This is a genomic window from Rhodovulum strictum, assembly GCF_009649175.1.
Taxonomy (GTDB): Bacteria; Pseudomonadota; Alphaproteobacteria; order Rhodobacterales; family Rhodobacteraceae; genus Rhodovulum; species Rhodovulum strictum.
Genome location: NZ_WJPO01000030.1, coordinates 1 through 13,284 on the forward strand (window position 1 = coordinate 1; position 13,284 = coordinate 13,284).

Genomic DNA, 13,284 nt, shown 5'->3' on the forward strand with positions numbered 1-13,284 from the left:
GGGCCCTCAGGACGCCCTCGACCCGCCCGAAAGCAGCACCTTGGCTCCAATGTCAGCCGGCCGGTGAATATCGCGGGTTTACTGGATGGACCGGGCGCGGCGCGATCTGCTGACCCAGGCGCCGCGCCATGTCGAGGCGCCGCGCGGCACCTTTGCGCTGCGCTCGCCGAACCGGCCAAACATGATTTCCCAGTCAACGGTGCGGATCACCGCGCTCGACCCCCTGCGCGCGACATTCGGGATCGACGCCATCGACTGCTTCGACGGCACGCCGCTTCTCGATATCAAGCCGTGGCTCGCCACCATCGACATGCCGCCCGGCGACGCGGGATAGACGCCTGTCGCGATGCGCCCCGGCCGTGCGGAACCCGTCACTCCACCGTCACGCTGACCGGGTCGGACAGGATCGGCGGCTCATGCGGCAGATGCGCGGCATCGCCCAGCAGCAGCCAAAGGCTGTGCGTGCCTGCGGGCAGGTCCAGCGTGACCTGGGTCTGGCCGCCTCCGAAATGGATGTGGTTTTCATCCGCCGGCACCGCTGCCGAGAAATCGAACCCTTCCTGCGGGACATTGATCATCAGATGGTGATGCCCCGTCCCCGCCTGATCGACCCCGGCAGGGGCCACGCCCATCCCCTCCAGGCCGAAGCGGATCGTCACCGGGTTCGATAAGGTCGCGCCGTCCTCGGGCGCGATGATGTAGACGCGCGCGCCCTCGGGCGCCGGGGTGCGGTCCTGGGCCATGGCGGGCAGGGCCAGAACGGCCCCCAGGGCAAGGCTGGCGGAACGGGCGAACGAAACAGCGGTCATGGTCGGACTCCTCCCTGTCTGACGGCGACACAAGGCGGCCCGCAGCCGGGGCCGCCATCCGCAAGAGGGTAGACCGCCGCGCCCTGCCTTCAATCCTCGGCTGAGGGCAGCGGCGCGCGGGGCGGGATCGGCATCCACAGCCCCTCGACATGGATGTCCACCAGTTCGTCGCAGTGAAACAGCGTATAGGTAAAGACCAGCTCGGGCTTGCGCATGATCCGCGGCCCCGATGTCAGCTGGCCTGCCGCCTGCGGCCGGGCACCGGGCTGCATGCGGGGGCCATGGATGCGCTGGCCGGGCGAGACGACGACATCGCGCGCCGGCAGGCCCGCACCAAAGGCACTGGGGCGGATCAGAACGGGCAGCGCCTCGGGATGTAGCGCAAGGAATCCCTCGTCAAGAAGCACGCGGTCCAGCCAGGCGATGCGCTTGAACGGGCCGCGGCGCGTTCGTACCCGGTCACCGACGCGCAGGGTCTGCGCCGGGAAGTCGCCGAAATCGGTGGTGATCCGGGTCATCGGCCCGAAGCCCGGCAAGGCCCAGCCCCGCGACCCGCCCGGCGGCGTCGCGCAATCCCGAAAGCCCCTGATCGAAGACGGGTCAGTCATCGCCGGTCCTTACGGGCGGGCTGCCTTGCCCCTGCCGCTGCCCCGTGATGGCGGGCGGCAGGTTGCGTTGGGGTGCACCGGGCCCGAAAAACCCGATATCCCGGGCACCCCAAGCAACCACACCACTGGTTACTGGCCCCGAAAGGCCCTTACACAGGACCGGACGTATCCGGCCCGGGACTCAATAGGCGCGCCGAATGGGTCAATTCTCGGGTAGAGTGCTGCGCCTTTGTGGAGCTTTGGTGACACAGCGTCCACAAAGGCCGGAAGGGGTTTCGCGCATTGTCCAGGAGTGGGCGACAGTCGCGCCGACAGACCGCTGCTTTCCCGCCGCGACCCGCCGAAACCCGCGCTTTCGTTTCCTGCGCACGAACAATGGATCAAGGCCATCCGGCCATCTTTCGATTGTTCGCAAGATGGAAACAAACCGTTTCCGCTGAATTTTCCTTGCCACGGCGGCCTATCCGGCAGGCACGCGGCCTCTTGTCCGGGTCGTTTCGCAACTCACCGCCAAGGCCGCACATCCGGGACGCTTCCCCCGCCTGACGGTTTCGCCTATATGCGCTGCACCATGGCCAATGCGAAATCCGATCCGAACTACAAGGTGATCGCCGAGAACCGGCGGGCGCGTTACGATTACGCGATCGAGGACGATCTGGAATGCGGGATCATCCTGCAAGGATCCGAGGTCAAGTCGCTGCGCGAGAACGGCGCCAACATCGCCGAAAGCTATGCCAGCGTCGAGAATGGCGAACTGTGGCTGATCAACGGCTACATCCCGCCCTATGAACAGGCCAAGACCTGGGGCCATGAGGAACGGCGCCGCCGCAAGCTGCTGGTCAGCCGCAAGGAACTGGCGCGGTTGTGGTCCGACACCCAGCGCAAGGGCTATACGCTGGTGCCGCTGGTCTTGTATTTCAACCACAAGGGCGTGGCCAAGCTGAAGATCGGCATCGCCAAGGGCAAGAAGACACAGGACAAGCGCGAAACCGAGGCCAAGCGCGACTGGCAGCGGCAAAAACAGCGCCTTCTCAAGGAGCGCGGCTGACCGCCTTGCCAGCCGCGCGGCGCCGTTCTAAGGGAATTCGGTGCTGCGCGAGGCGGAGGGGTTGATGGCCTGTGACGATCCGAAGACGCTGGTCTCGACCGAATGGCTGACGGCGCATCTGAAAGACCCGGACCTGCGCATCCTCGATGCCTCGTGGTATCTGCCCGGTGCCGGGCGCGACCCGCGCGCCGAGTACGAGGCCGCCCATATCCCCGGCGCCCGCTTCTTCGACATCGACGAAATCGCGGATCTGCGCTCGGACCTGCCGCACATGGCGCCGCCCGTGGAAAAGTTCATCGCCCGGATGCGCGCGATGGGGGTCGGCGACGGGCATCAGGTGGTGATCTATGACGGCGCAGGCATCTTTTCGGCGCCGCGGGTGTGGTGGACCTTTCGCCTTATGGGCAAGAGCGATGTGGCGGTGCTGGATGGCGGCCTGCCGAAATGGCGGGCCGAGGGGCATCCGGTCGAGGACATGCCACCCGTGCTGCGCGACCGGCACATGACGGTCCAGCGCCAAGCCCATCTGATCAAGGATGTTACCCAGGTCGCGGCGGCCTCGAAGCTGGGCGACAGCGAAATCCTCGACGCCCGCAGCCCCGGCCGATTTGCCGGCACCGACCCCGAGCCGCGCCCCGGCCTGCGCGGCGGCCATATCCCGGGCGCGCGCAACATCTTCTTCCAGACGCTGCTGAACCCCGACGGCACGATGAAATCGCCCGACGACCTGCGCGCGGTCCTTGCCGCGGCGGGGGTGGATCTGGGCAAACCCGCGATCACGTCCTGCGGCACCGGCGTCACGGCGGCGGTCATCAACCTTGCGCTGGAACGGATCGGCCATCGCGACCACGCGCTTTATGACGGGTCATGGACCGAATGGGGCATGTATGGCGATCTGCCGGTCGCAACGGGAGGTGCATGATGCTGAGCAGACTTTCACCGCAGGCCCCCGACAAGATCATCGGCCTGATGCAGGCTTTCCGCGCCGATCCCCGGCCCGACAAGATCGACCTGGGCGTGGGCGTCTATCGCGACGCGGCGGGCGCAACGCCGGTGATGCGCGCGGTCAAGGCGGCCGAGGAACAGTTGTGGCAGAGCCAGCAGACCAAGGGCTATGTCGCGATCGAGGGCGATCCCGAATTCCTTGAGGCGGTGCGCGGACTGGTTCTGGCCGATGCGGTCGCCGCCGAGCGGGTGGCCGCCATCGGCACACCGGGGGGGACCGGCGCGGTGCGGATCGCGCTTGACCTCGTGCGGCTGGCCAATCCCGCTGCGCGGGTCTTCCTGCCCGATCCGAGCTGGCCGAACCATGCCGCCATCGTCGGCCATCTGGGGCTAGAACAGGTCGAGTACCGCTATTACGACGCCGCCTTGCGGGGGCTCGACCGCGATGGGATGCTTGCCGATCTGGGCGGCGCGGGGCCGGGCGATGTGGTGATCCTGCATGGCTGCTGCCACAACCCCACCGGCGCCGACCTGACCGCGGCCGACTGGGCGGATGTGGCGGCCGTTCTGGAACGGACCGGCGCGCTGGCGCTGGTCGATCTGGCCTATCAGGGCTTCGGTGCCGGGGTCGAGGCGGATGCGGAGGGGCTGCGGATGCTGGCCGCGCGGCTGCCAGAGATGCTGGTCGCGGTCAGCGGGTCCAAGAATTTCGGCCTTTACCGCGAACGGGTCGGCGCGATTCTGGCCGTGGCGGGCGATGCGGCGACCGCAACGCTGGCACGCGGCAACCTGTCGAACCTGAACCGCCAGACCTATGCCTTCCCGCCCGATCACGGCGCGCGCGTGGTCACCGGCATCCTGACCGATGCGGAACTGCGCGCCGACTGGCTGGCCGAACTCGACGCGATGCGCACCCGGATGGAGGGCTTGCGCGCAAGCCTTGCCGACACGCTGCGCGAGATCAGTGGCTCGGACCGCTTCGCCTATCTGGCCGCGCAGAAGGGCATGTTCTCGCTGATCGGCGCAACACCCGATCAGGTGGCCGTGATGCGCGATGCGCATGGGGTCTATGTGATCGGCGACGGGCGGATGAACGTGGCCGGCTTGTCCGAGGCGAACATCCCGCGCGTGGCCCGGGCGATGCTGGCCGCCGGTCTCTGACACAGGGCGACGGCGGAACCAAAAGGCCCGGGCGGATCGCCCGGGCCTTCGGTTTTTCAGGGGGTCGGAACTCAGGACTTGCCGAATTCCGGATAGGCTTCCATGCCCAGTTCGCTGACATCGAGGCCCTTGTACTCGGCTTCCTCGCTGACCCGCAGGCCGATCACCGCCTTGATGAGCGCGAAGCAGACCAGGCTGACGCCGAAGACGAAGGCGCCGATGGCCAGGAACCCGATGATCTGGGTCAGGTAGCTTGCGTCATCGTTCGACCAGGCCACGATGAACGTGCCCCACAGACCCGCGAACAGGTGCACCGGGATGGCGCCCACGACGTCGTCGATCTTGAGCTTGTCCAGAAGCGGCACAGCGAAGACCACGATCACGCCACCCACGGCACCGATCAGCGTCGACTCGGTCAGCGAGGGTGCCAACGGCTCGGCGGTGATCGAGACCAGACCGGCCAGCGCGCCGTTCAGCACCATCGTCAGGTCGACCTTGCCATAGACAAGCTGCGTCAGGATCAGCGCGGCCAGCGCACCGGCCGCAGCAGCGCCATTTGTGTTGGCAAAGATCCGGCTGACATCGGCGACGTCAGAGATCGTGCCCATGGCCAGCTGTGAGCCTCCGTTGAAGCCGAACCAGCCCAGCCACAGGATGAACGTCCCCAGAGTGGCCAGCGCAAGGTTCGAGCCCGGGATCGGATGAACAGAGCCGTCCTTGCCATACTTGCCCTTGCGCGCGCCCAGCACGATGGCCCCGGCCAGCGCCGCGAAGCCGCCCGCCGCGTGCACGATCGTCGAACCGGCGAAATCGGAGAAGCCCATTTCGGACAGCCAGCCACCGCCCCACTGCCAGGACGCCTCGATCGGGTAGATGATGCCGGTCAGCACGACCACAAACAGCAGGAACGGCCAGAGCTTGATGCGTTCCGCCAGCGCACCCGACACGATCGAGGCGGTGGTGGCGCAGAACATCAGCTGGAAGAAGAAGTCCGAACCGGCCGAGGCATAGGCCAGATCCGCATCCTCGGGCGACAGGCCCACGGGTTCAAGCGAGGTGACTGCGAAAAGCGGGCCAAGCCAGCCCTCGATCCACCACTCGCCGGGATACATCAGGCCGAAGCCGATCAGGTAATACATGATCGCCGCGACCGAGAAGAGTCCGATATTCTTGGTCAGCTGCATGGTGACGTTCTTGGAGCGCACAAGCCCGGCCTCGAGCATGGCAAAGCCCGCGGCCATCCAGAACACCAGTACGCCGCCGAACAGGAACAGCAGCGTCGTGAAGATATAGGCGGTCTGTTCGCCGGGCGCGCCGGAAACGGCCTCGGCCACGGCCTCGACCGCTTCGGCGACCTCGGCCACTTCGGCCACCGCGTCCTGTGCCAGGCCCAGCCCGGGCATCAGCGCCGCCGCGATCGCCGCAAGGGGGATCAGTTTCGTCGGTTTCATGTCTCTATGGTCCTTTCGTGAGGATCGTCTTGGCGCTCAGATCGCGTCTTCGTTGGTTTCGCCCGTGCGCACGCGGACGGCCTGGTTCACGTCGAGGACGAAAATCTTCCCGTCGCCGATCTTGTCGGTCTTGGCGGTCTTGGCGATCGTTTCGACAACCTGGTCGGTCATTGCCGACGGCACGACGATCTCGAGCTTGACCTTGGGGACGAAGTTCACGGCGTATTCCGCGCCGCGATAGATTTCCGTGTGGCCGGACTGAGAGCCGAAGCCCTTGATCTCGGTCACCATCATGCCGCGCACGCCGATGGCGGTGAGCGCTTCCCTCACCTCCTCCAGCTTGAACGGCTTGATTGCAGCAATGATGAGTTTCACGTCATGACCCTTCCGGTTTGGCAGGAGGCCCTGCGGGAGTAATGCGGCAAGGAGGATCCGATGGCGCGGGGGAGACAAGGAATCGCCGTCCTTCGGCGCGCCCGAGGCAGGAAAGCTTGCACAATTATTGCACAGAATGGGCAACATGCCTATTTCTTGGGCTATCAAGAAAGGCGTAACGTGAGCGCCAGGGAACTCCACATTCCCCGGCCGCCGGGGTATGGTGCGGCGAGGCAGGCAGAACAATCGGAATGGACATGAGCAGCACGGGCCGGAGAAAACCGCCGCTGGTGGCGGATCGGCGTACCACACGCAAGCCGGCGGCGAAGAAACCCGCCCCGGCCCGGCGCAAGTCGGGCGGCGGGGGGCGTCGCAGGTCGCGCCGCAGCAGCAACCCGGTGGTGGCGTTCTTCGCGGGGATCATCGGCTGGATCGTGGGGCTGTTCTGGAAGATCGGATCGCGGATCGCGCTGACAGGCGCAGTCGTGCTGGGCCTTGCGGTTCTATATTTCTACGTGCAGCTACCCCCCGTCTCGGCGCTGCTGGACGGACGCAACCGCGGTTCTGTCACGCTTCTGGACCGCGATAACCAGGTCTTTGCCTGGCGCGGCGAACAATTCGGCGGGCAGATCAGCGCCTCGACCGTGGCGCCAGCGCTGCGGAACGCGGTGATCGCCACCGAGGACCGGCGCTTCTATCTTCATCCGGGGCTTGACCCGATCGGCATCGTGGGCGCGGTCCGCATCAACATGTCCGAGGGGCGCGGGCCGTTCTCGGGCAATGGCGGCTCGACCATCACCCAGCAGACCGCGAAACTTCTGTGCCTGGGCGTGCCCTATGACGCGAGCCAGTGGAAATCCGAATCGGCCTATGAAGCCGATTGCCGCCGCACCACGCTGGGCCGCAAGCTGAAAGAGGCGGTCTATGCCCTGGCGATGGAGGCGCGCTATACCAAGGAAGAGATCCTGACGATCTATCTCAACCGGGCCTATCTGGGCGCGGGCGCGCGCGGCTTCGAGGCGGCGGCGCAGCGCTATTTCGGCAAGTCTGCAAACCAGGTCACGCCCGCCGAGGCGGCGATGCTGGCCGGGCTTCTGAAGGCGCCGACGGTCTATGCGCCGACCAACAACCTTGAACGGTCGCGCAACCGGGCGAACCTGATCCTGGGCCTGATGGAGGAACAGGACTTCCTGACCGCGCGCGAGGCCGCCGATGCCCGCGCCAACCCCGCGCGGCTGTCCGAGGCCGCGAATGCCCGCTCGGGCGGGTATTTCGCCGATTGGGTGATGTCCACGGGCCCCGATTTCCTGACCCACAACACCACCGAGGATGTGATCATCCGCACCACATTCGACCCGCGCCTGCAAAAGGCTGCCGAGGACGCGCTGAAGGTGGTGTTCGAGACCAAGCTCAAGCCCGGCTCCAAGGCCGAGGCGGCGATCGTGGTGATGTCGGCCGATGGCGCGGTGCGCGCGATGGTCGGCGGGCGGCAGAACACCATCGGCGGGTTCAACCGCGCCACCATGGCGCTGCGGCAGACCGGCTCGGCCTTCAAGCCCTTCGTCTATGCTGCGGCGCTGGACCTTGGCTATACGCCCAACGCGACGGTGGTGGACGAACCCATCACGATCCGGGTGCCCGGGTCAGGGCCCTATTCGCCCGAGAATTTCGACCGCCGCTTTCACGGCCGCGTCACCCTGACCGAGGCGCTTAAGCATTCCTACAACGTGCCCGCGGTCAAGGTGTCCGAAGAGATGGGCCGGGACAAGGTGCGCCGGATCGCTGCCGATTTCGGGCTGGAAAGCAGCCTCGCGCTTGGTCCGGCGCTGGCGCTGGGGGCTTCGGAATCGACGCTGATCGAGATGACCGGCGCCTATGCGGGCATCCTGAACGGCGGATCCAGCGTGACCCCCTACGGCCTTCTGGATCTGCGGCTGAAGGGCGAGCGCGATGCCCTGATGGGCATGGCAGGCGGCATGGGCGAGCGGGTGATTTCAGAGCGCGCGGCGCAAAGCCTTGTCTACATGATGCATCAGGTGATCGAATCCGGCACCGGACAGCGCGCCAAGGTTCCCGGCTGGCAGGCGGCGGGCAAGACCGGCACAACCTCGGCGGTGCGCGATGCCTGGTTCATCGGCTTCACCGCCGATTACGTCGCGGGCGTCTGGATGGGCTATGACGACAACACGCCGATGACCGGCGTGACAGGCGGCGGGCTGCCTGCCGAAATCTGGCGCGAAGTGATGGTGCGGGTGCATGAGGGCCTGACGCCGCGGCCGCTGCCGATGCTGGTGCCCGAGCCCCCTGCCCCGCCGACACCGGACTATTATTATCCGGGCGAGACCTATTCCGCGGGCGAAAGCCATGGCCAGCAGGCACAGCCGACGCCGGTGCCGCAACAGCAACAGCAACAGCGCGAAAGCAGCGGCGATGTGGCCGAACGCATCCTGCTGGAAGTACTGGGCTCGATCCTGGGCGGCAGCCGGAACTGAGGCGCGCGCCGCCTCAGCCCATCCGGCGCAGATCGGCGATCAGCGTATCCAAATTGCCGCGGCGCTGGTCCAGAAGCGCGCCGATCTCGGTGCGCTCGGTCGCCAGCATGTTCACGCCTTCGATGAAGATGTTGAAGAACAGGTTGCGCCCCGAGCGGTCCGAGACCAGGAACACCACCTCGAACGGCGCCTGCCCGCGCAGAACGGCCGTTGTCCTGACCTCGTAGAAATCGCGGAACGGGCGCGCCTCGCGCACCTTGAGTTCGCCGCCGATGAACTCGCGGAAGCGGCGGCCATATTTGCGCGAGATATAGCCTTGGAACGCCTCGGTAAAGGCGCGCAACTGCGCTGCGCTGGCCGACCGCGCCGCCACGCCCAGCGCCGACCGCGCGATGATCGGCACATCGGCATAGCGGGCGAATATCCGCTCGAACTCGGGCAGCATCTGCGCTTCCGACCGGCCGGAATTGATCACCCGGTTGATGTCGCCCACCACCTGGTCGATCAGCCGCGCCGCCTCGGCCTGGGTCAGCGCCTGCGCCCGTCCGGGCAATGTCAGTGCGGCAGCCGCGGCAAGGCAGCTGGTCAGCAGGGCGCGGCGGGCGGGGTCACTGGGCAGAGGGGTCGTCATAAGGATCCTCGTAGGGGTCGAAATAGTCCGGTTCGGCGCCACGGCGCAGCCGGAAGCGGCGGTTGTCCAGATAGATCTGGCGGCTCTGCGCGTAGCTGTCCGCGCTTTCATATAGGAGCGGATCGACAAGATTCGAGCGGTCGAAGCGTCTGCCCAGTTGCGACAGGATGCCGGTTCCCACCGCTGCCCGCAGCCGCTCTGCCCGAAGCAGAACCACGGTCGGGCTGAGCGCCACATCGACGACGGTCCCCACCGCATCCCGCCCGGTCGATGGCCCGAGGAGCGGCAGTTCCACATAATTGCCTTCGGCCACGCCCCAGACATGCAGCGTCTCGCCGAACCCGGTTTCAATCTGCGTCGCCCCCATCGGCGTCGCCGGATCCAGAAGACCGCCAACCCCGATCGTCGTATTGATCAGGAAGCGCGTGGTGTTCTGCGCCGCATCGCCGGGGCGAAGCTGCAACAGGCTGTTCACGACCGCGGCAGGCAGCGACAGGTTCGAGGCGAAATTGCTGATGCCGGTGCGCACCGGCCCCGGTAACGTGTGGCCATAGGCCATGGAGGTGGGGCGGACCACAGACCGATCAAGCGCGACATTGCCCCGATGCACGGCGCGGTTCTGCGCCTCGTAGGGGTCGGAAATGCCGCTGGGGATCGGCGCGGCACATCCGGCCAGAAGGACCAGAGCGGCCGCGGGCAGCAACCGGCGGAACAGGGGCTTGGCGAAGGGGGACAAGGTCAGCATCCGCAACAGATGAACGAATTTGGTTACCGAACCATGCCACGCCGGCGATCACAAGGGCCAAGCCCGCGCAGGCATGTGTTCATTTTTCGGTTTCGCCCATCCGGGCACGGCTGTAGCGTCACCGCCCAGGAAACAGACGATCCGGAGACTGCGCATGAGCGGAAAATTCGAAGCCCGGCTGGCCGAGCTTGGCGTCACCCTGCCCGAGGCCCCGGCGCCCGCGGCGAATTACGTTCCTTACGTGGTCTCGGGCGATCTGGTCTTCGTGTCGGGCCAGATCTCGATGGCGGATGGCGCCTTCATCACCGGCAAGCTGGGCGCCGACATGGATGTGGCGGCGGGGGCTGCGGCGGCGCGGACCTGTGCCATCGGCCTTCTGGCCCAGCTCAAGGCGGCCTGCGGCGGCGATCTCGACCGGCTGGTGCGGGTGGTCAAGCTGACCGGCTTCGTCAATTCCACCGCCGAATTCGGGGATCAGCCCAAGGTCATCAACGGCGCCTCGGATTTCCTGGTCGAGGCGCTGGGCGAGGCCGGGCGCCATTCCCGTTCGGCGGTCAGCGCGGCGTCCCTGCCCTTCGGCGTCGCGGTCGAGATCGAGGGGATCTTCCAGATCCGATGACCGGGTTGCCGCGCGCGTTCCTGGACACGCCCATTGCCCATCGTGCGTTCCACGACCGCGCCGCGGGCCGGCCCGAAAACTCGATGGAGGCCGTGCGCGCCGCACTGGCGGCGGGCTATGGCATCGAGATCGACATCCAGCCCTCCTCGGACGGCGCGGCGATGGTGTTCCATGACTATGACCTCAAGCGGCTGACCGGCGGCACCGGCCCGATCTGCCAGCGCAGCCGGGCCGAGCTGCGCGACTTCCCGCTGCTGGGCGGCGCCAGCGCGATCCCCACGCTGGACGAGGCGCTGGATGAGGTTGCAGGCCGGGTGCCCGTGCTGATCGAGATCAAGGATCAGGATGGCGCCATGGGCCGCGAGGTGGGCGCGCTGGAACGCGCCGTGGCGCGCGCGCTGGCGGGCTATGACGGGCCGGTGGCGGTGATGTCCTTCAACCCCCATTCGGTCGCCGCGCTGGCCGAGGCCGCGCCCGACATTCCCCGCGGAATCACCACCTGCGCCTATGCGCGGCCGAACTGGCCCGGCCTGCCCGCCCCGGTCCGCGGGTTGCTGCGCGGAATTCCCGATTATGACCGGGTCGGCGCCTGCTTCATCTCGCATCGCTGGTCGGATCTGGCCCGGCCGCGCGTGGCCGAATTGCGCGATCATGGCGCGACGATCCTGTGCTGGACGATCCGCAGCCCAAGGGACGAGGCCATCGCGCGGGCGATCGCGCAGAACGTCACCTTCGAAGGCTATGCCGCGCCCCACCCCGCCGCTTGACCAGCGCCCGGCCCGGCCCATCTGATCGGTCGGACAGGAGGGCGCGCATGGCCGAAGGGCAGCTTGACAGCGTGACGGCCGGGGCGGACCGGATCGAGGTCGAGATCCTGACCTCGCTTTCGCAGATATCGGCCGCCGAATGGGATGCCTGCGCCTGCCCCGAAACCGCGGATGGCGGCCGCCCCGAGGATCCGTTCACCACGCACCGCTTCCTGATGGCGCTGGAAGACAGCGGCTCGGTCGGCCCGGGCACCGGCTGGCATCCGCAATATCTGGTAGCCCGGCAGCGCGGCGCAACCATCGGGGTCGCACCGCTTTACGCCAAGACCCATAGCCAGGGCGAATACATTTTCGACCACAACTGGGGCCATGCCTATGAGCGCGCGGGCGGGCGCTATTATCCCAAGCTTCAGATCGCGGTCCCGTTCACGCCCGCGACCGGGCGGCGCTTTCTGGCAAGGCCCGGGGCCGAGGTGACCGGCATCGCGGCGCTGGTTCAGGGCGCGGTCGAGATCGCCGCGCGCAACCGGCTGTCCTCGGTCCATGTCACCTTCTGCACCGAGGCCGAGGCGAAGGCCGGGGCCGATATGGGCCTGATGCACCGCGTCACCCAGCAATTCCATTGGGAAAACCGCGGTTACGTCGATTTCGACGCCTTCCTTGCCGATCTGTCCTCACGCAAGCGCAAGGCCATCCGCAAGGAACGCGCCGCGGCGCAGGGCTTTGGCGGGGTCATCCGCCACCATACGGGCGACATGCTGCGGCCCGCGCATTGGGATGCCTTCTGGCGGTTCTATCAGGATACCGGCGCGCGCAAATGGGGCACCCCCTACCTGACGCGCGCCTTCTTCGACCGCGCCCAGGAAACGCTGCGCGAGGACATGCTGCTGGTGCTGGCCGAACGCGACGGCCGACCAGTGGCGGGGGCGCTGAACTTCATCGGCCGCAACCGCCTTTACGGCCGCTACTGGGGCTGCATCGAGGATCACCCCTGCCTGCATTTCGAGCTGTGCTATTACCAGGCCATCGACCACGCCATTTCCCATGGCCTTGCCACCGTCGAGGCGGGCGCGCAGGGGGCGCACAAGCTGGCGCGGGGGTATCTGCCGGTAGCGACCCATTCCTTGCACTGGATCGGGGATCCGGGGTTGCGGGGGGCGATTGCGAAATACCTGCGGGCCGAACGCGATGCCGTCGAGGAGGAGATCGAGGTGCTGACCGAGTATGGACCGTTTCGCAGGACCATGGCGGAGGAGACATGACCGAGACACTGACCGGGGACGCACGCACGCAGGCTCTGGCGCCGCTGCTGGCGGCGGGATGGGCGCTGGCCGAAGGCTGGGACGCCATCGAAAAGACCTATGAATTCAGGAATTTCATCGAGGCGTTCGGGTTCATGGCGCGGGTCGCGCTCTGGGCCGAGAAGCTGGATCACCATCCCGAATGGCGCAATGTCTATTGCCGCGTCGAGGTGGTGCTGACGACCCATGACGCGGGCGGGCTGAGCGCGCGCGATGTGGAACTGGCCCGCCGGATGGACGCGCTGGCCGCAACGCCCTGACCGCCCGAACCGGCCTGCCCGAGTCGTACTGATCCCAGACAAGGGTCAGGAATCCGCCCAGATGCCAGTTTG

At 67.0% G+C, this 13,284-nt stretch carries 15 protein-coding genes; 9 read left to right on the forward strand and 6 right to left on the reverse strand.

Annotated features, from left to right (window positions below):
- Positions 1-85 precede the first annotated feature (85 nt).
- Positions 86-334 carry a TrmO family methyltransferase domain-containing protein gene (locus GH815_RS15530; protein ID WP_153749676.1) on the forward strand — a complete coding sequence of 83 codons (249 nt, stop codon included), beginning with the start codon at positions 86-88 and terminating at the stop codon, positions 332-334.
- A gap of 37 nt (positions 335-371) precedes the next feature.
- Here the strand turns inward: GH815_RS15530 and GH815_RS15535 are convergent, their stop codons facing one another.
- Both GH815_RS15535 and GH815_RS15540 read right to left on the reverse strand, forming a co-directional pair.
- Positions 372-809 carry a DUF4399 domain-containing protein gene (locus tag GH815_RS15535; protein WP_153749677.1) on the reverse strand — a complete coding sequence of 146 codons (438 nt, stop codon included), beginning with the start codon at positions 807-809 and terminating at the stop codon, positions 372-374.
- An 89-nt stretch (positions 810-898) separates the two neighbouring features.
- Positions 899-1,417, reverse strand: coding sequence for a Hint domain-containing protein (locus GH815_RS15540; RefSeq protein WP_153749678.1), 519 nt, complete (start codon positions 1,415-1,417; stop codon positions 899-901).
- 571 nt (positions 1,418-1,988) lie between these two features.
- Between GH815_RS15540 and smpB the strand changes: the two genes are divergently transcribed.
- From smpB to GH815_RS15555, 3 genes are all read left to right on the forward strand, one after another.
- Entirely contained in the window at positions 1,989-2,465 is a 477-nt protein-coding gene (gene smpB / locus GH815_RS15545; RefSeq protein WP_153749721.1) for an SsrA-binding protein SmpB, read from the forward strand.
- 64 nt (positions 2,466-2,529) lie between these two features.
- Complete coding sequence (sseA, locus tag GH815_RS15550; protein WP_153749722.1) at positions 2,530-3,387, forward strand: 3-mercaptopyruvate sulfurtransferase; 858 nt, start codon at positions 2,530-2,532, stop codon at positions 3,385-3,387.
- Positions 3,387-4,571 carry an amino acid aminotransferase gene (locus GH815_RS15555; RefSeq protein WP_153749679.1) on the forward strand — a complete coding sequence of 395 codons (1,185 nt, stop codon included), beginning with the start codon at positions 3,387-3,389 and terminating at the stop codon, positions 4,569-4,571. The genes sseA and GH815_RS15555 overlap by 1 nt, the downstream gene beginning before the upstream one ends.
- A 71-nt stretch (positions 4,572-4,642) precedes the next feature.
- Here GH815_RS15555 and GH815_RS15560 read toward each other — a convergent pair whose 3' ends face one another.
- Entirely contained in the window at positions 4,643-6,022 is a 1,380-nt protein-coding gene (locus GH815_RS15560; protein WP_153749680.1) for an ammonium transporter, read from the reverse strand.
- A 36-nt stretch (positions 6,023-6,058) separates the two neighbouring features.
- Positions 6,059-6,397: a P-II family nitrogen regulator gene (locus GH815_RS15565; protein ID WP_343030917.1), complete on the reverse strand. Its 339-nt coding sequence runs from the start codon at positions 6,395-6,397 to the stop codon at positions 6,059-6,061.
- Positions 6,398-6,654: 257 nt separating this feature from the next.
- Between GH815_RS15565 and GH815_RS15570 the strand changes: the two genes are divergently transcribed.
- Complete coding sequence (locus GH815_RS15570; protein ID WP_153749681.1) at positions 6,655-8,889, forward strand: transglycosylase domain-containing protein; 2,235 nt, start codon at positions 6,655-6,657, stop codon at positions 8,887-8,889.
- A 13-nt stretch (positions 8,890-8,902) separates the two neighbouring features.
- Here the strand turns inward: GH815_RS15570 and GH815_RS15575 are convergent, their stop codons facing one another.
- Together GH815_RS15575 and GH815_RS15580 are read right to left on the reverse strand one after the other, a co-directional pair.
- Entirely contained in the window at positions 8,903-9,520 is a 618-nt protein-coding gene (locus tag GH815_RS15575; RefSeq protein ID WP_153749682.1) for an MlaC/ttg2D family ABC transporter substrate-binding protein, read from the reverse strand.
- The gene (locus GH815_RS15580; protein ID WP_246176484.1) at positions 9,498-10,265 is read right to left on the reverse strand and encodes an MlaA family lipoprotein; all 768 of its coding nucleotides are present in this window, start codon (positions 10,263-10,265) and stop codon (positions 9,498-9,500) included. Before GH815_RS15580 ends, GH815_RS15575 begins: the two co-directional genes overlap by 23 nt.
- 154 nt (positions 10,266-10,419) lie before the next feature.
- Between GH815_RS15580 and GH815_RS15585 the strand changes: the two genes are divergently transcribed.
- From GH815_RS15585 to GH815_RS15600, 4 genes are read left to right on the forward strand one after another with little or no spacing between them, the layout of a single operon-like run.
- Positions 10,420-10,884 carry a RidA family protein gene (locus GH815_RS15585; protein WP_153749683.1) on the forward strand — a complete coding sequence of 155 codons (465 nt, stop codon included), beginning with the start codon at positions 10,420-10,422 and terminating at the stop codon, positions 10,882-10,884.
- Positions 10,881-11,651 (forward strand): glycerophosphodiester phosphodiesterase family protein, encoded by a 771-nt coding sequence (locus GH815_RS15590; protein WP_153749684.1) that lies wholly within the window; start codon positions 10,881-10,883, stop codon positions 11,649-11,651. Before GH815_RS15585 ends, GH815_RS15590 begins: the two co-directional genes overlap by 4 nt.
- Positions 11,652-11,698: 47 nt before the next feature.
- Positions 11,699-12,913 carry a GNAT family N-acetyltransferase gene (locus GH815_RS15595; RefSeq protein ID WP_153749685.1) on the forward strand — a complete coding sequence of 405 codons (1,215 nt, stop codon included), beginning with the start codon at positions 11,699-11,701 and terminating at the stop codon, positions 12,911-12,913.
- The gene (locus GH815_RS15600) at positions 12,910-13,212 is read left to right on the forward strand and encodes a 4a-hydroxytetrahydrobiopterin dehydratase (protein ID WP_153749686.1); all 303 of its coding nucleotides are present in this window, start codon (positions 12,910-12,912) and stop codon (positions 13,210-13,212) included. Before GH815_RS15595 ends, GH815_RS15600 begins: the two co-directional genes overlap by 4 nt.
- Positions 13,213-13,284 lie beyond the last annotated feature (72 nt).